The sequence below is a fragment of the Desulforhabdus amnigena genome (assembly GCF_027925305.1).
GTDB lineage: Bacteria > Desulfobacterota > Syntrophobacteria > Syntrophobacterales > Syntrophobacteraceae > Desulforhabdus > Desulforhabdus amnigena.
On sequence record NZ_BSDR01000001.1, the window covers coordinates 203,272 to 220,000 of the forward strand.

The following is a 16,729-nucleotide window of genomic DNA, read 5'->3' on the forward strand; positions in this document are numbered from 1 at the left end:
CGGACTGCGGATTATTTGCGGGAGCGGGCGGTTTTTATGGAGGCGACGACCATGGAAAGGATTTCATTTGCTTCGTTTTTCAGATCGGTCAAGCGCTTCTCGTTCATTAAACCGGCATCGGCGATCAACTCCATCCAGTAGATGGATTCATCGCATTCTTCCTCGACGATGGCCATTTTAGCGATGAAGTCGGCGGGGGACTTGGCGCGACAGGAGGCGCGATAGTTCGCGCCAACCGAAGTACCACAGCGGAGCAATTGGTTTCCGATCACTTTCGCGGTCTGGTTCTTCGGCAACGCTTCCACCAACCGGATCACCCTGATCGCGAAAGTCTTGGTTCTGTTTTTGAACTCATCAGCATCCATGGAGGTAACATATGACATTTTCAATCAATCCTCAATCCGAAATCCCCAATCAGCAATTGTTGCGGCTCTTCGTCTACGGTACCCTGAAACGGGGCTACTGGAACCATCAACGCTTCTGCGCCCAGGCCCGCAGCATCGAACCAGCCGTGGTCTGGGGCAGGCTCTATCATCTCCACGCCGGGTTCCCGGCCCTTGAGGTGCCGGAAGGGCTGATCCTGGCCCGGGGCACCGCCGACCCATTGGCCGACGCCCGCAGACAACAGAAGATCGACACGCCACGCTTCGGCCGACCGACCGGCGACTGGGATCTGATCCATGGGGAAGTGGTGACCTTCACCGACCCGCAACGCGACCTACCGCCCATCGACCGGCTGGAAGGATTTCGGCCCGGCGGACACAGCATGTACCAGCGGGTGATGGTGGCGGTGCTGTGTGGACGCAACTCGATTCCAGCCTGGACCTATTGGATACCGCGTGTTGAAAACGGCACCCGGCTTGATTCCGGCGTCTGGGATTCGAGGCTTTAAAATTAACATGATTTTTCAGAATGGTTAATGCGCCTTCACCCATTTCCAAATGAAACGATTTTGCGCTTTCCCGTTCATGCTCTCTTCATGATGGCGTTTTATAGTGGTGTCAACCGACAGGGCAAGGCGTTGGTCGTCTGGCCGATGTTACTGCCGAAACAACCTGATAATAGGAGGTATTATCATGAAGAAGAAATGGATTGCTGTTGTGGGAAGTGGGGCCTTGGTCGTCGGGCTTGCCGTTGCGGGAGCAAGTTTTGCCGATACGGACGATACCGAAGTCAAGAATGGCACCATCCGGATCGAAAAACAGACCGAAGCCGAATTCCCTTCGATGGCCAAGATTTCGATTGACCAAGCCGTTGAGCGAGCCTTGGCCTCGGTCCAGGGCCAAGTCCTGAAAACGGAGCTTGAGGACGAAAACGGTTTTCTGGTCTACGACGTCGAAGTGGTTTCGGCCAGCAAGGCCATCATGGAGGTGAAGGTGGATGCCGGCTCGGGAAAGGTGCTGGCCATGGAAAAGGATAAAGCGGACGACGAGGATTAATCTAATCAGTGCGCCCTGAACACCCGTCTGTCAAATTGGTGTTCAGGGCGCGCTGTTATCAACGGCGGCAATGCCGTGTCAAATTTTCAACGCGAGGCTTATGCCATGATTAATATCGAGAACCTTCGGTTACCTATCGAAGGAAAGGAAATCCTCAAGGGCATTGATCTTCATCTGCGTCCCGGTGACACGTATGGTCTGCTGGGGCCGAATGGTGCCGGCAAATCCACCACTATTTTTGCCCTTTTGGGCCTCCGTGCTTTCGGAAGTGGACGTATCAGCGTTCTGGGCGGTAACCCAGCGGACGACGCTGTTTTCATCCGCCGTTCGGTGGGGGTGATGCCGGAAAAAGCGGGGTTTTACGACTGGATGATCGCTCCCGATTATCTCAAATGGTACGGAGGGTTGTATGATTTTGCGCCCACAAAGCAGGATGTGGCAAAAATGCTGGAAAAAGTGGGACTTGGTGCAGAGGCGCACCGTCCTATCGGGACCTATTCCAGAGGAATGAAGCAGCGTTTGGCCGTGGCCCGGGCTTTAATATCTCGCCCCAAACTGTTGATATTGGATGAACCCACCAACGGACTCGATCCCAAGGGCAGGCGCGAGATTCACGACCTGTTGGTGGAATTCGCCTCCGACGGAAAGGCTGGAGTGCTGTTGTGTACCCACCTGTTGGACGATGTGGACCGTTTGTGCAACCGGATCGGGATCATCGACAACGGCCGCACCCGGCTCGAAGGCTCCCTTGGTGATCTGCTGGCGGAACAGGGGGGCGGTCAACGATACCGCCTGCGCCTGGAATCCGCGCCGGACACCACAAACCTTCCGGCCGGGGTCGCCATAGCGGGACGTGAAGGCGGCTGGTGGTACGTTCAAGTCCAGGCCGCGCCATCCGGAGGACCGTCCACTCTTTGGCATGAATTGTGGCGGCGCGACTGGAAAATTTTGGAAATTCGTTCCGAGGCGTCGAGTCTGGAGGAGCTTTACATGAGTCATACCGGCCAGGACAGGCCTCATGCTCAGGAGGCAGTATTATGAATACGATCTGGATCATTGCTCGCAAGGAAAGCGCGCAGATGCTGCGCAGTCAACGGGGCATGCTTTGGCTGCTGGCCTTCAGCGGCTTGCTGTCAGCGTTCAGCCTGCTCCTGGTGAGTACCACCGAACTGAGTCTGCTCGACAACGCCCAGGTGGTCTACATGATGGCCGGGACGGTCCTGGCCGCCGGAGCGCTTCTTGCCGTTATTCTGGGAAGCGACACCTATGCCGGTGAAAAAGAGCGGGCCACCCTGGTGCCCCTGCTGTGCGCGCCCGTCGCTCCTGACGCCTTGCTGGCTGGCAAGGCCGTCGGTATGCTGGCCGCCTGGGGAGTCATGTTTGCGGTGGCGACACCTTACCTGTGGGCGGTGGGCGCGAGCGGCCAAAACCTTGGCGCGGCCCTGTTCTATCTGGCCCTTTTTGGCACCCCGGTAGTGCTCGGGTTCGGGTATCTTGCAATGGCGTTGTCTGCCCGTACGGGGAGCGTTTTGGCATCCCTGCTCAGTACGGTCACATTGCTGATGCTGGCCGCAAGTCCGCTGGTCATCGGACCCGGTCTGCGCGGCACTGCCGTCGGACGCATCTTGGACGCGATCAACCCGTTTGCCGGAGCGCTCAACACCTTCGATAGTGTCATTATCGATAGCGATCCGTTTTCGGCTCAGACGTCAAGACTGATCCTTGTGACGGTATGGCTGGTACTTTGCCTGCTTGCGGCCCGCCGCAGTGCCGCCCATCCCAATTTTCAATAAGGGGAACCATCATGAAAATATGGAAAACTCTGTTTCCGGTTATTCTCTCAGCGTTCCTGTTAGTGTCCGTTTCAGCGGCGGCTCAGGCCCCTGTGGCCCTCGACCTTCAGCCCGGTGGAAAAAATCCGACGTCGCCTGTCATGGGAGACCACCTGCAATTCTGGAGCACCATCACCAACACGGGGGGGACCCCCATTGAAGGTCTGGTGGCGTGGATCAGCCTGGTGGAAATCGATCCAGGCAATGAACAGCCGGTTGACCTGGAAGACTGGAGCGCGCACAAGGCCGTCACCGGAGCGAGCCTGAAACCCGGAGAGACCCTGCGGACCGATTGGCCCATGCGGCTGATCAAGGGCGGCGATTATCGGGTGGTGGTCAGCGTTACCGACCGTGGCGGCCGACAAGTATACACCAGCCCGACCATTCAGTTCCATGTCAGGCAAAAGCCGGTGCTTCAGGCAGGAAGGGTGTTGCCGGTGGCGGCGGCGATACCCTTGCTGTTCATCGGTCTGATGATCTTCAATAATACAAGGCGGCGTCATGGGAACGGGAGGCTTTGACATGTTTCACCAGGCTATCGTTTGGCTGGCCGATACCGTTGGCCAATGGGGATATCCGGGAATCGTGATGCTCATGGCCTTGGAGTCTTCGTTTTTTCCGTTTCCCAGCGAGGTAGTCATCCCACCGGCCGCCTACCTTGCGGCGGGTGGAGAAATGAACATTGGAATGGTCATCCTCTGCGGCACCTTGGGTAGCCTGTTAGGGGCCGTCTTCAACTATTGGATCGCCCTGAAGTTCGGAAGACCGTTTTTTATGAAATATGGTCGGTATCTGCTGGTCAGCCCCAAGTCCCTGGAAAATGCAGACCGCTTTTTTGAACGTCATGGGCATATCAGCACCTTTGTCGGCCGGTTGCTTCCGGGCATCCGCCAGTATATTTCACTTCCGGCGGGGCTGGCCCGCATGAATATGTTCATTTTTTGCGTGGCCACGGCGTTGGGCGCGGGAATATGGGTGTTGGTGCTGGCGGGCATGGGCTATTTTTTCGGACGCAATGAGCAGATGGTATTGGAAAACCTTCACTGGGTCACCCTGTTTCTGGTGATCGCATGTGGTGTCACTGTGTTTCTTTACTTGCGTAAAAGTCAGAGCCATTCAAGGCGGGAGCAGAAGCTTTCAGAGTAAAACCGCTCCTGAAGTTTACCAAAAAGTAAACTTGGGCGAATGTCCAGGTAAGCTTCGACCTTCTATATTAGCAGCGTCGTATGTTTTTTATTTGGAGATGAAATGAATTTTCAAGACATGGAGAAATAGCGCCCATGGGGAAAAGATTGCATGCAGCCGTCATCGTGGCTTTGACATTGCTGGTGTGTTCCTTTTCAGCTCTCGGCTCTGAAGGAACGCCTGGGGAAAATCCGGCGGTTGCTGTTGAACAGAAAATAATGACCACCCCCCAGGCCGTGGTTTTGGGCGTGGTCGAAGGACTCACGGAATATTTGCCGGTCAGCTCTACGGGCCATCTGCTGCTGGCGGAAAAGATCATGGGTATCGGCGAAGATCCTCGTCAATCTCCAGCGCAGCGGGAACAAACCAAGGAAGCCGTTGACGCTTACACCATCTGTATTCAGGCTGGAGCCATCCTGGCCGTGCTTTGGCTCTATTCCGGGCGGATCAAACAGATCTTGCGGGGGATGATGGGAAAGGATTCCACCGGCCGCCGACTGTTGTTCAACGTGGTGGCCGGGTTTCTGCCCGCTGCGGTTTTAGGCTTGCTGTTCAATAGGGTGATCAAATCATACCTCTTCGGACCGTGGCCTGTTGTCGCCGCATGGCTGCTCGGCGGTCTCGCCATATTGGCCGTGAGTTGGCGCAACCGAGCAAGGGATCAGGGAGCACGAACCGGCAGCTTGCTGGACGACATGACTTGGCGAATGGCATTTTGATCATCGGTTTTGCCCAATGCATCGCCATGTGGCCTGGTGTCAGTCGTAGCCTGGTCACCATTGTGGGCGGTTTGCTGGTGGGGCTGACAATGGAGGCGGCCGTCGAATACAGTTTTTTGTTGGGGGTCGTGACGCTTGGCGCGGCCACGGCATACGACACGCTGAAGCATGGCCAGTTGATGCTGCAGACATTCGATCATTTTTCGCTGATCGTCGGCGTGGTGGTGGCCTTCATCGCCGCAGCCATCTCCGTGAAATGGATGGTGAGTTACCTGTCCCGGCACGGATTGGAAATCTTTGGCTACTATCGTGTGGCCATTGCCGTGGCGACGACGGTGTTCCTGCTGACGACGAAGATGAAATGGATATGAAAAACACGCCATTCAAGCGTATCCCCGTCAGCATTTGGGCTCTCGGCCTGGTGAGCATGTTCATGGACATCTCGTCCGAGATGATCCACAGCCTGCTTCCCCTTTTTCTGGTCGGCACCTTGGGAGCAAGCACGTTCGCCGTCGGCCTGATCGAAGGAGTGGCCGAGTCCACAGCTCTCATCGTCAAAGTATTTTCCGGGACCCTCAGCGACTATCTGGGTAAACGCAAGGTACTGGTTGTTTTCGGCTACTCCTTGGGAGCGCTGACCAAGCCGTTGTTTGCCATCGCGCCATCCGCCGCCATCGTTTTCACCGCCCGCCTGCTGGATCGCGTGGGAAAAGGGGTGCGGGGCGCTCCCCGCGATGCGCTGGTGGCTGACCTGGCTCCACCCGAGATGCGCGGCGCGGCATTCGGCCTGCGTCAATCCCTCGATACGGTCGGGGCGCTCTTCGGCCCGCTGCTGGCGGTTGGCTTGATGCTGCTTTGGGCCAACAACTTCCGAGCCGTGTTTTGGGTCGCTGTCATCCCGGGTATGATCGCTGTCGCTCTGCTCCTGTTCGGCGTGCGCGAGCCGGAACGGCACGTTGGTGAAGAACGCACCAATCCGATTCGCCGCGACAATCTCAGGCGACTGAGCGGGGCTTACTGGTGGGTCGTCGGTATTGGCGCGGTCTTCGCCTTGGCGCGGTTCAGTGAAGCATTCCTTGTGCTCCGCGCCCAGCAAGGAGGTATTCCGGTCGCCTACGTCCCCCTGGTAATGGTCGGCATGAACCTCGTCTATTCAGGATCAGCCTATCCTTTCGGCAGGCTCTCGGATCGAACGAACCACGGCACGTTGCTGTCGCTGGGCCTGATCGTTCTGATCGCGGCCGACCTGGTATTGGCCGCAAACGACCATTGGCTTACCGTCGCCGTCGGGGTGTCTTTGTGGGGGCTTCACATGGGGATGACCCAGGGATTGCTGGCGACCATGGTTGCCGACGCAGCGCCTGTGGATCTGCGCGGAACCGCCTATGGCTTTTTCAATCTGGTCAGCGGCATCGCCATGTTGATGGCCAGCGCCGCAGCGGGGCTGTTGTGGGATCGCTTCGGCGCATCCTTTACCTTCTATGCGGGGGCGATCTTCGCCGCACTGGCGTTGATGGGTATTGTCCTCAAGGCGTGGCGGCAGCGACCATTTTGCGAGGTGCCCCGATGACAACGTATCTGAATACGTTGCTGACCTTTATCAGCCATCATCCCGAGTTGGCATATGGCCTGATATTCCTGATTTCACTATCGGAATCCCTGGCATTGGTGGGGCTTCTGGTGCCGGGTACGGTGATCATGTTTGGTGTCGGAGCGGTTGTGGCCACAGGCAGCTTGAACCTGTTTCCCGTTCTTCTGATGGCCATGATCGGAGCGATTGCCGGAGACGGTGTCAGTTATTGGTTGGGGCATCATTACAAAGAAAAGCTGGTCAATATCTGGCCGTTTTCACGCCACCCCGGAATGCTGAACAAGGGAGAAGCCTTTTTTCATCGCCACGGGGTCAAGAGCGTTCTTTTCGGTCGTTTCGTTGGGCCGGTGCGCCCGATGATACCGGTCGTGGCGGGAATGCTGGGCATGCACCCTGTGCGTTTCAGCGTTGTCAATGTTCTTTCGGCCATTGGTTGGGCCTTGGTTTATATCCTGCCGGGGGTCTTTTTCGGAGCATCTCTGGCGTTGGCGGGGACCGTCAGCACCAGATTGGCCGTGCTCGTGTTGATACTCGTGGCCGGGATATGGAGCCTCATTTGGATATCCACGAGAACCCTGTCTTTATTAGACCGCAAAGGACCAGCCGTTTTTGCCGTTTTGAAGCAATGGACAACGACGGAACTTCCACATCAAGGGACTGTGCCACGGCTTTTTAAACGAACTACTTCGATCCTGATTTTCAGCAAACAAGGAGAAGAACTGCTGTTCGCATTTTTAACGCTGCTCCTTTTTGCAGCAGGGTGGGGCTTTTTTGGTGTGTTGCAGGATGTTATGGCAAAAGACCCGCTGGTTGTCGCGGACCAAGCGGTATACCACTTTCTTCAATCTCTTCGTACCCCCTGGGTGGATAATGCCTTTGTCGGGGTAACCGAGTTAGGTGATTCGTTCGTCAATATCGCCCTGTTCTGCACGGTTCTGCTTGTTCTGCTCGTGAAACGCTGCCGCCGGGCGGCGACTTTCTGGGCACTGGCTGCGCTTGGCGGCCTGTTGGGGGTTCAGTTGCTCAAATGGGCCATTCATTTGCCGCGACCCGTGGCTATTTACCACGGTGCTTCGGCCTACGGTTTCCCCAGCGGCCACACGACCATGAGCGTGATCCTTTATGGATTTCTTGCCATCCTGCTTGCCCGGAGACTGACCGGAGCATGGCGCTTGGGGTTGTTTTCAAGCGTTGTTTTGATCTCCTTTGTTATCGGCTTTTCCCGTCTTTATCTGGGCGCACACTGGCTTTCCGATGTCCTGGGCGGCTATTTTGTCGGCACAAGCTGGACAGCGTTCATGGGAATAGCCTGGCTGAAGGGGGCTGATGACGAGATTCCTCGGCGTTTGCTGGCATCGACGGTTGTCCTCGTTATCGCCATTGCCGGGAGCTGGCATGTGGTTCAGAAGCACGAAAAGGACTTAGCGTTTTATGCCCCGCGCCATCCCATGCGGAACATTGCGCTCACATCATGGCAAGCCGATGTCTGGCGCGACCTTCCAGCTTGGCGGGTCGACATGGAGGGCGAACCAGAACAACCTCTCACCGTCCAGTGGGCCGGATCACCCGATGAGCTGTCCCGCTTTCTCATGAGTAAAGGATGGCGGCGACCGTTGCCGATGAATCCAAAAAGTTTCCTTGGGATGTTTGCCCCAGGCACGCCGATTGAACAGCTCCCGGTTTTGCCGCTACTTCACGACGGCAAGGTGGAGCGTTTGCGCCTTGTTCGAACGGGGAGAGGGGTCCAGCGTCTTGTGCTTCGCCTCTGGTCCGCCGATGTCAAAATAAACGGAAAAGATACACCTCTATTTGTCGGGACCATAGAGGAACAGCAGGGGCGCAGCCTGGCGGGCTTGATAACCATGGCAAAGGATACCGGAAACTATGAACGTCCGTTGCACCTGCTGGAGCAAACACTCGGTGGCACATTCAAAGTAAGGCTGGTTCATCGGGCGGATCGTGAAACGCGAACTGTCCATGAGCATCAAGGGACACAATGGAGCGGTGGTGTGTTGTTGGCAGACCAAGTGTTGACTGACTGATTTGATAAAAAACACCCGGAATCCTTTTTCCTCGCCGCTTCATCCGTTCTTCATTTTCGTCTGTTACATTCCCACCCAACAACGGATCGGATCAGGAGATCCCTTTCCGATCCGGCATATAAATGATTGAACCTGGATAGAGGGAAGAGATTATGCGGACAACATTTCTGCCGTTTTCCAAACCGTCCATCAGCGAACCCGAAATCGAGGCGGTGGCCGAAGTTCTACGTTCCGGATGGATCACCACCGGCCCCAAGGCCGCCGAGTTTGAAGAGACCTTTAAAGCTTACTGCAATACTGAAGGGGCAGTGGCGCTATGTTCCGGTACGGCTGGCATGCATCTTTTGTTGGCGGCCCTGGGTATCGGCCCCGGAGATGAGGTGATCACCCCCTCCATGACCTGGGTCTCCACAGTGAATCTCATCAAACTCGCCGGAGCCACGCCGGTTTTTGCCGATATCGAGCGCGAGACGCTATTGGTTTCGGCGAAAACCATTGAACCGCTCATTACCGCACGTACCAGACTGATCATCCCTGTGCATTTCGCAGGCGCTGCGGTGGACATGGACCCGTTGCGGCAACTGTCTTCGGCAAACAACATTCCGTTGGTCGAGGACGCGGCCCATGCCGTCGGCACAGAATACCGGGGAGAACGAATCGGCCGACGGGGAACCGCCATATTTTCGTTCCACCCCATCAAAAACATGACCTGCGGCGAAGGCGGGATGTTTTGTTCCAACGACCCTGGCCTTATCGAACATATCCGGAGGCTGAAGTTTCACGGGCTTGGCGTGGACGCCTATGACCGCAACACTCAGGGGCGTTCTCCGCAGGCAGAGGTTCAGGAGCCTGGATTCAAGTACAACTTGACCGATATGGCGGCGGTCCTTGCTTTAGGACAATTACGCCGGTTGGACGAGTTCAATCAAAAACGGGCGCTTCTGGCGCATCGTTACAGGGAATTGTTAGCCAATGTTGATGAAATCGTGCCTCTCGCCGTTCCTTCCTATCCCATGCGCCACGCCTGGCACCTGTTTGTTGTCCGTCTGGACACAAAGCGGGTGGGTATGGACCGGGAAACCTTCATGGCGGAACTAAAAAAGCGGAATATCGGTACGGGTATCCATTTTAAGGCAGTGCACAGACAGAAATATTACCGCGAGACATTGCAACTGCCCGAAGGCGTACTGCCGAACACAGAGTGGAATTCGGATCGGATTTTTTCGCTTCCCCTGTTTCCGGACATGACCTTGAACGATGTGGATGAGGTTGTTGCGGCCATCAAGGAGGTGCTCGCATGAATGTCACACCGGATCTTTCAGTGGTCATCCCGGTCTATAACGAAAGGGACAATCTGCCGGAGCTTATTGACCGCTGTCTGGCCGCCTGCCAAAAAAACGGACGCGATTTCGAAATCATCCTGGTGGATGATGGCAGCAGGGACGGCTCCCGTGATCTCATTCTCCAGGCCGCTGATCAACACACTGAAGTCGTCGGCGTGATTTTGAACCGGAATTACGGCCAGCACGCGGCGGTTTTTGCCGGGCTGGAGCAGAGCAAGGGCAATATCGTCGTCACGCTGGATGCGGACCTTCAGAATCCTCCCGAAGAAATCCCCAGACTGGTCGATGAAATGGATCGCGGTGTGGATGTCGTGGGCACGGTGCGCGAAAATCGGCAGGACTCCCTATTCCGCCGCACAGCATCGGCGCTGGTCAACCGACTCGTCCGGCAGACCACCGGGGTAATGATGCATGACTACGGTTGCATGCTCAGGGCTTACCGGCGGCCGGTTGTCGAGGCCATGCTCCAGTGTCGGGAGCGCTCCACTTTTATTCCGATCCTGGCCAACAGTTTTGCCGGCAGCACCGCTGAAATACCCGTCAAACACGCCTTGCGGGAAAACGGTGAATCCAAGTACAGCCTCTTCAAACTGATTTCGCTCCAGTTCGATCTGCTCACCTCTATGTCCACTTTTCCCCTGCGCTTACTTTCATTGCTGGGGTTGCTCATCGCGGCCAGCGGCATCGGTTTCGGCGTCCTTCTGATGGTGTTGCGATTTGCCTACGGCTCCCAGTGGGCTGCCGAGGGCATATTTACGCTGTTTGCGGTGCTCTTTGTCTTTATTGGGGCACAGTTTATCGGCATGGGTCTTCTCGGTGAATACATCGGACGCATCTATCACGATGTTCGCAGCAGGCCCCGCTTTTTTATCCATGAAATCCGGGGCAACTCCCTCGATGATTGCGGCGACCAACCCGATTCTGCTCTCTATACGATGGTCGCAAGTCGAGCAAATCGACAAGTTTGAATTTATTTAGGAGAAGTTTATGAAAACAATTGTATTAGCTTATCACAATATCGGATGCGTTGGCATCAAAGCCCTTCTGGCGCATGGCTATGATATCCAGGCGGTCTTTACCCATGAGGACGATCCGAATGAAAATACCTGGTTCGAGTCAGTGGCGGAATTGGCGGCCGCCAATGATATTCCGGTCTATGCGCCGGAAGATATCAACCATCCCCTCTGGGTTGAACGGATCAGGGAATTGGCGCCGAACGTCATTTTTTCTTTTTATTACCGCAAGATGGTTGGCGAGGAGATCCTCGCCGTCCCCTTGAAGGGCTGTCTGAACCTTCACGGTTCGCTTCTGCCCCGTTACCGGGGCCGCTGTCCGGTGAACTGGGTGTTGATCCATGGAGAAAAAGAAACCGGGGTGACCCTGCATTACATGACGCCACGGCCGGATGACGGTGACATCGTCGGACAACAGCAAGTGTCCATCGAAGAAAGCGACACGGCCTTGACCCTGCATGCGAAGCTCGCCAGTGCAGCGGGAGAAATGCTCGATGTCCTGTTGCCGAAAATCCGGGGAAACGAGGCTGACCGCGTTCCACAGGACAAAGCGTTGGCAAGCTATTTTGGCGGGCGCGGACCGCAGGACGGGTTGGTCGACTGGACTCGAAATGCGGCAGTCGTTCGAAATCTGGTGCGGGCGGTGACCCGCCCCTATCCAGGTGCTTTTTCCTTTCTGGGAAACCGCAAGTGCATCTTTTGGGACGTTGAGACGACGGCAGCAGCGCCGGGGGCCTATCCAGGCGGCATACTATCGACAGATCCTCTGCGAATCGCCTGTGGCGACGGCACGGTGGAGGTTCGCTACGGGCAGAGTGAAAACGGCGTTTACATGAGCGGCCGGCAACTCGCGCAGGAACTTAACTTGGCTGTCGGCATGCGATTCAACGGCCAAACCGAGACGGTAACAGAGGAACACCGCAAAAAGCATGTCCTGATCCTTGGCGTCAACGGCTTTATCGGCAATCACTTGAGTGAGCGGTTGTTGGAAAGCGGCCGCTATGAGGTCCACGGAATGGACCTGTGTTCGAGCGGCATCGGACATTTGTTGGGGCATCCAGATTTTCATTTCACGGAAGGCGATATTTCGATCATGCGGGAATGGATCGAGTATCATGTTCGTAAATGCGATATTGTCCTGCCGCTGGTGGCCATTGCCACCCCGATTGAGTATGTCCGCAATCCGTTGCGGGTATTCGAACTGGATTTCGAAGAAAATTTGCGTGTCGTGCGGTATTGCGTCAAGTATGGGAAACGGCTGATATTTCCTTCCACCTCGGAAGTCTATGGCATGTGCACAGATGATGAATTTGACGAGCAGCGGTCAAACTTTGTTCTTGGCCCCATCCATAAACAACGTTGGATCTATTCCTGCAGTAAGCAGATGTTGGATCGAGTGATCTGGGCATACGGCAAGAGTCAGGGGCTGCAATTCACCCTTTTCCGACCTTTCAATTGGGTAGGCCCGAAACTCGACTCCCTGGCATCCGCCCGGATCGGTAGCTCACGCGTGATCACCCAATTCATCCTGAATCTGGTGGAAGGCACCCCGATTCGCCTGGTGGACGGCGGCAAGCAGAAACGTTGTTTTACCGACTTCAGGGACGGTATCGAATGTCTCTTCAGGGTCATCGAAAACAAGAACGACCAATGCAATGGGCGCATCTTCAATATCGGAAATCCAAACAACGAATACAGTATGGCCGCTCTTGCCGATATGCTTCGGGAAAAATTTGACGGTCATCCACTTCGGTATCATTTCCCTCCGGCTGGCGGAATTCAACGAATCGAGGCCCGAGCCTATTATGGGTCGGGCTATCAGGACGTTCAGCATCGGCGGCCATCGATCCGCGAGGCTCAGAGCATTTTGGGGTGGACGCCGAACGTGCCTTTTGAGCAGTCCGTTGAAGAAACGCTGGATTATTTTCTTAAATCGGCGGTGGAATGCGCAGCGGAGGCATCATGTGCCATGTCGGCCTGCGAGTAGATGTCGATACGTTGCGGGGCACCCGTATCGGGGTTCCGAACCTGGTCGACCTTTTGGCCCGGCACCAAATCCGGGGCAGCTTCTTTTTTTCAGTGGGGCCAGACAATATGGGTCGACATCTTTGGCGTTTGATGCGGCCCACCTTTCTGCTCAAGATGCTCAGAACGCGGGCGGTCAGTCTGTATGGATGGGATATTCTTTTGCGGGGCACCCTGTGGCCCGGAGCTGTGATCGGTAAGCGCTGTCCTGGTCCGATTCGTCAGGTTGTGGAGGCGGGGCATGAGGTCGGCCTACATGCCTGGGACCATCACCGCTGGCAGATGGCGCTTGAAAAGATGGATCAGGCCGCAATAATCGCTGAAATCCGTAAAGGCTACGAATTACTGACGGATATCCTGGGACACGCCCCAGAATGTTTCGCGGCCCCTGCCTGGAGGGTGACACCTGAAGCGCTATTGGCGTTAGAGCAATTCCCTTTTCGATTTGAATCCGATTGTCGCGGTCGTTCGCTTTTTTATCCGCTGATCGACAACCGGCCGTCTCGTCATGTTCAGGTCCCGACCACGCTGCCGACTTACGATGAGCTCGTCGGCCGCCAATGCACACCAGAGACTTACAACGACCACCTTTTGAATATGATTCGTCCCGATCAGCTCAATGTGTTGACCATCCACGCCGAAGTGGAGGGGGTCGCTTGCCTGGAATTGTTCCGGGATTTTTTGTTCAAGTCACAACAGCGGGATATCGTCTTCGTGCCTCTTGGCGACATTCTTGGCGAAACCGGAAAAGCAAAAAAATCAAGGATGGTTAGAGGTACTCTCGCCGGCAGGGACGGATGGCTTGCCTGCCAGGATGACACGGATAGCATGGAAATTCACGATAAGGTCAGCAAACGATGAGCACATTGAATAAACGCTACATTCTATTAATTCTGTCATTCTTTTTACTGGCGTACATTCTTCCCCTGGGGGTGCGTGACCTGGTTGTTCCGGATGAAACGCGCTACGGAGAAATTCCCCGAGAAATGATTGCCAGCGGCGAATGGATATCGCCTCATCTTAACGGTCTGCGCTACTTTGAAAAACCGGTGCTGGGCTATTGGGTTCATGCCGGCTCACTTCTGATGTTCGGGGAAAACAACTTTGCCGTACGCCTCCCTTCCGCCCTATCCGTGGGTTTGTCAGCCTTGTTGATATATGTATTGATATGGCGAACTTCCCGTCGTGAAAATGAAGACGGCGGTTTTCCGGCTATTCTGGCCACTCTTGTTTTTTTATCCTGTTTTGAGGTGTTCGGGGTGGGAAACACTGCCGTGTTAGACAGCTTGTTCTCATTCTTTCTTACGGCGACCATTACCGCTTTCTATTTTGCCACGGAGTCACCGCCAGGGTCGGGGCGAGAAAAAGGTTACCTGTTTCTCGCCGGTCTGAGTTGCGGCCTGTCCTTTCTGACCAAGGGGTTTCTCGGATTTGCCGTGCCGGTTTTGGCGGTAGCGCCCTATCTGGTTTGGCAGCGCCGGTATGCCGATTTGTTGCGCATGAGCTGGCTGCCGATTCTAACCGCTATTTTGGTTTCGTTGCCATGGAGTATCGCAATCCACCTTCGGGAACCTGATTTCTGGCGTTTCTTTTTCTGGAACGAACATATCCGCCGGTTTATGGCCGACAATGCTCAACATAAAGAGTCGTTCTGGTTTTTCTTTCTGACGGCACCGGGCATGTTTATTCCCTGGGTGTTTATGGTGCCCGCAGCCGTACCGGGAATAAAAACCCGATTGTTTGAACAGGGGGCGGCAGGCCGGTTGCTGAAATTTTGTCTATGTTGGCTGGTGCTGCCGTTTTTGTTCTTCTCTTTTTCAAACGGGAAGCTCTTAACCTACATACTTCCCTGTTTCCCGCCGTTTGCCATTCTCATCGCTTTTGGGTTGTTGCATGTGCTAAAGAAAGATACGCGGAGCAGGCTGTTCCAGGGGGGGATTGTTGTCAACACCATTCTCTTCAGTCTGATTTTAGTAGCTTTTTTGTATGTTCAACTTTTTGGTTTCAACGGGTTCCGACCATACAGCCAGGCATGGAAAGCCGTGATGGTCGTCAATGGCTTGGCGTATTTTGTACTATTTCTCGTTTGGGCTTTCAGAAGCCGGACAACGGTCAGCAAAACACTTTTACTCGGTCTCTCGCCGCTTCTTCTATTTTTTGTTGTTCACTTTACTATTCCGGACTTGACCAGAGAGGTAAAATCGCCTGGACCCATTTTGGAACAATACGCCCAAGGTATTGATAGCAAAGATATTGTCATTTCCGATGAAAATTCGATCAGGGCAGTGGGCTGGTATCTGAAACGAAACGATGTTTACTTACTGGGTGGAACGGGTGAGCTTGATTACGGGATGAAATATAAAGATGCGGCTGGCAGATTGCTTGATATGCAAACTGCGGTCGACTTGATTCAGAACAACCGGGGCAGGACTGTACTGATTGCCAGGGTGAAACATATCGCCCGATGGCGGGATCAGCTCCCCCAGCCTGTTTTCCAGGATCAGAGTGGTCCTGAAGGGTATGTTATCTGGAAATTTTGATATTGGCTCATAACAAAGGTTTGAAGGGCATCGGTAGCCCTATTGGTCATATGTTTTTAGCCACCTCACTGATCTTATTGAAATTATATATGAAATGCGCTATTTGTGAATGTCGTGAAGTGGTCTTGCTCGTATGGGTAAGACTGGCAATAACGGTTACAGCAAAAGGATGATCATGGCCAGATATCTTCCTCTCATTGTACTTGGAGTGCTTCTCAACGCTTCGGCTCAGTTGGCCCTTAAGCAGGGAATGCGTCAAATCGGCTATTTTGACTTCGGTTTGCAAAACTGCAGCCGCATTTTTTTTGCGGTGGCGTTAAACCCCTTTATATTGATCGGATTGGGGTGTTATGTCGTTAGCGTGGCGGTCTGGCTGCTGGTGCTTTCCAGGGTTGAGGTCAGCTATGCCTATCCGCTACTTTCCATCGGCTATATCGTCACGGCTTTTGCCGGTCAAATGTTTTTCAATGAGGGGATCGGCGCTACCCGCTGGGCCGGTATTATTGTCATATGCGCTGGTGTTTGGCTGATTACCCGTTCAGCATGAAAAGCCGTATTCATGGCTTGCCGGCTAAGGCGCTCAAAGATGACGGTAGATCAATTTCATGGAACGTGCGGAAATGAAAATCTTGCTTGTTGACGATAATCTCTCGTTGCTGGATCAGATCCGGCAAATTTTAACAAGCCAGCGCTACATCGTGGAGACGGTGTCAAATGGAGAGGAGGCGCTGGACAAACTCTGCGAAAACCCTTTTGATCTAATCATTCTCGACATCATGATGCCAAAAATGGACGGATTTACGGTACTGAGAGAGATGAGACAGATCAAGATCGACGCCCCTGTGCTGATGCTGACCGCAAAGGGAGACTCGACCGATAAAGTGAAGGGCCTTGATCTTGGTGCGGACGACTATCTGAGCAAACCATTTTCCATGGATGAACTGCTGGCCCGGGTACGCGCCTTGCTCCGGAGATCCGCAGGCCAGTGTCAATCGGTCCT

18 protein-coding genes (1 of these 18 cut by a window edge) are annotated in these 16,729 nt (G+C 54.7%); 17 read left to right on the top strand and 1 reads right to left on the bottom strand.

The annotated features are described in order from the left end of the window. Positions 1 to 11 precede the first annotated feature (11 nt). Complete coding sequence (locus QMG16_RS00970) at positions 12 to 383, bottom strand: four helix bundle protein (RefSeq protein ID WP_281791797.1); 372 nt, start codon at positions 381 to 383, stop codon at positions 12 to 14. Here QMG16_RS00970 and QMG16_RS00975 point away from each other — a divergent pair. The 17 genes from QMG16_RS00975 to QMG16_RS01055 all read left to right on the top strand — a co-directional run. Next, positions 377 to 892, top strand: a complete 516-nt coding sequence (locus QMG16_RS00975) for a gamma-glutamylcyclotransferase family protein (RefSeq protein ID WP_281791798.1) — start codon at positions 377 to 379, stop codon at positions 890 to 892. The two genes, QMG16_RS00970 and QMG16_RS00975, sit on opposite strands and share 7 nt — an antisense overlap. Positions 893 to 1,076: 184 nt before the next feature. Next, positions 1,077 to 1,439: a PepSY domain-containing protein gene (locus QMG16_RS00980; protein ID WP_281791799.1), complete on the top strand. Its 363-nt coding sequence runs from the start codon at positions 1,077 to 1,079 to the stop codon at positions 1,437 to 1,439. Positions 1,440 to 1,544: 105 nt separating this feature from the next. Further along, the gene (locus QMG16_RS00985; protein WP_281791800.1) at positions 1,545 to 2,480 is read left to right on the top strand and encodes an ABC transporter ATP-binding protein; all 936 of its coding nucleotides are present in this window, start codon (positions 1,545 to 1,547) and stop codon (positions 2,478 to 2,480) included. Beyond that, positions 2,477 to 3,232, top strand: a complete 756-nt coding sequence (locus tag QMG16_RS00990; RefSeq protein ID WP_281791801.1) for an ABC transporter permease — start codon at positions 2,477 to 2,479, stop codon at positions 3,230 to 3,232. The genes QMG16_RS00985 and QMG16_RS00990 overlap by 4 nt, the downstream gene beginning before the upstream one ends. Before the next feature lie 11 nt (positions 3,233 to 3,243). Further along, on the top strand, positions 3,244 to 3,792 hold the full coding sequence (locus QMG16_RS00995; protein WP_281791802.1) for a COG1361 family protein: 549 nt from the start codon (positions 3,244 to 3,246) through the stop codon (positions 3,790 to 3,792). A 1-nt stretch (position 3,793) separates the two neighbouring features. Beyond that, positions 3,794 to 4,417 carry a DedA family protein gene (locus QMG16_RS01000; protein ID WP_281791803.1) on the top strand — a complete coding sequence of 208 codons (624 nt, stop codon included), beginning with the start codon at positions 3,794 to 3,796 and terminating at the stop codon, positions 4,415 to 4,417. Positions 4,418 to 4,551: 134 nt separating this feature from the next. Then, a complete protein-coding gene (locus QMG16_RS01005; protein ID WP_281791804.1) occupies positions 4,552 to 5,175 on the top strand; it encodes an undecaprenyl-diphosphate phosphatase in 624 nt (207 codons plus the stop codon). Further along, positions 5,157 to 5,546 (top strand): undecaprenyl-diphosphate phosphatase, encoded by a 390-nt coding sequence (locus QMG16_RS01010; RefSeq protein WP_281791805.1) that lies wholly within the window; start codon positions 5,157 to 5,159, stop codon positions 5,544 to 5,546. Before QMG16_RS01005 ends, QMG16_RS01010 begins: the two co-directional genes overlap by 19 nt. Further along, on the top strand, positions 5,537 to 6,745 hold the full coding sequence (locus QMG16_RS01015) for an MFS transporter (protein ID WP_281791806.1): 1,209 nt from the start codon (positions 5,537 to 5,539) through the stop codon (positions 6,743 to 6,745). Before QMG16_RS01010 ends, QMG16_RS01015 begins: the two co-directional genes overlap by 10 nt. Further along, complete coding sequence (locus QMG16_RS01020; RefSeq protein ID WP_281791807.1) at positions 6,709 to 8,808, top strand: bifunctional DedA family/phosphatase PAP2 family protein; 2,100 nt, start codon at positions 6,709 to 6,711, stop codon at positions 8,806 to 8,808. Before QMG16_RS01015 ends, QMG16_RS01020 begins: the two co-directional genes overlap by 37 nt. A gap of 152 nt (positions 8,809 to 8,960) precedes the next feature. Continuing rightward, positions 8,961 to 10,109 (top strand): aminotransferase class I/II-fold pyridoxal phosphate-dependent enzyme, encoded by a 1,149-nt coding sequence (locus QMG16_RS01025; protein WP_281791808.1) that lies wholly within the window; start codon positions 8,961 to 8,963, stop codon positions 10,107 to 10,109. Continuing rightward, complete coding sequence (locus QMG16_RS01030; protein ID WP_281791809.1) at positions 10,106 to 11,119, top strand: glycosyltransferase; 1,014 nt, start codon at positions 10,106 to 10,108, stop codon at positions 11,117 to 11,119. Before QMG16_RS01025 ends, QMG16_RS01030 begins: the two co-directional genes overlap by 4 nt. 19 nt (positions 11,120 to 11,138) lie before the next feature. Continuing rightward, positions 11,139 to 13,151, top strand: a complete 2,013-nt coding sequence (gene arnA, locus QMG16_RS01035) for a bifunctional UDP-4-amino-4-deoxy-L-arabinose formyltransferase/UDP-glucuronic acid oxidase ArnA (RefSeq protein WP_281791810.1) — start codon at positions 11,139 to 11,141, stop codon at positions 13,149 to 13,151. After that, positions 13,127 to 14,050 (top strand): 4-deoxy-4-formamido-L-arabinose-phosphoundecaprenol deformylase, encoded by a 924-nt coding sequence (gene arnD, locus QMG16_RS01040; protein WP_281791811.1) that lies wholly within the window; start codon positions 13,127 to 13,129, stop codon positions 14,048 to 14,050. The genes arnA and arnD overlap by 25 nt, the downstream gene beginning before the upstream one ends. After that, positions 14,047 to 15,729 (top strand): phospholipid carrier-dependent glycosyltransferase, encoded by a 1,683-nt coding sequence (locus tag QMG16_RS01045; RefSeq protein ID WP_281791812.1) that lies wholly within the window; start codon positions 14,047 to 14,049, stop codon positions 15,727 to 15,729. The genes arnD and QMG16_RS01045 overlap by 4 nt, the downstream gene beginning before the upstream one ends. Positions 15,730 to 15,904: 175 nt before the next feature. After that, a complete protein-coding gene (locus tag QMG16_RS01050; RefSeq protein WP_281791813.1) occupies positions 15,905 to 16,276 on the top strand; it encodes a DMT family transporter in 372 nt (123 codons plus the stop codon). Between the two features lie 73 nt (positions 16,277 to 16,349). Next, positions 16,350 to 16,729, top strand: the 5' portion of a protein-coding gene (locus tag QMG16_RS01055; RefSeq protein WP_281791814.1) for a response regulator transcription factor. Its footprint extends 301 nt past the window's final position; the window shows 380 of its 681 coding nt (coding positions 1–380); the start codon lies at positions 16,350 to 16,352; the stop codon falls past the right edge of the window.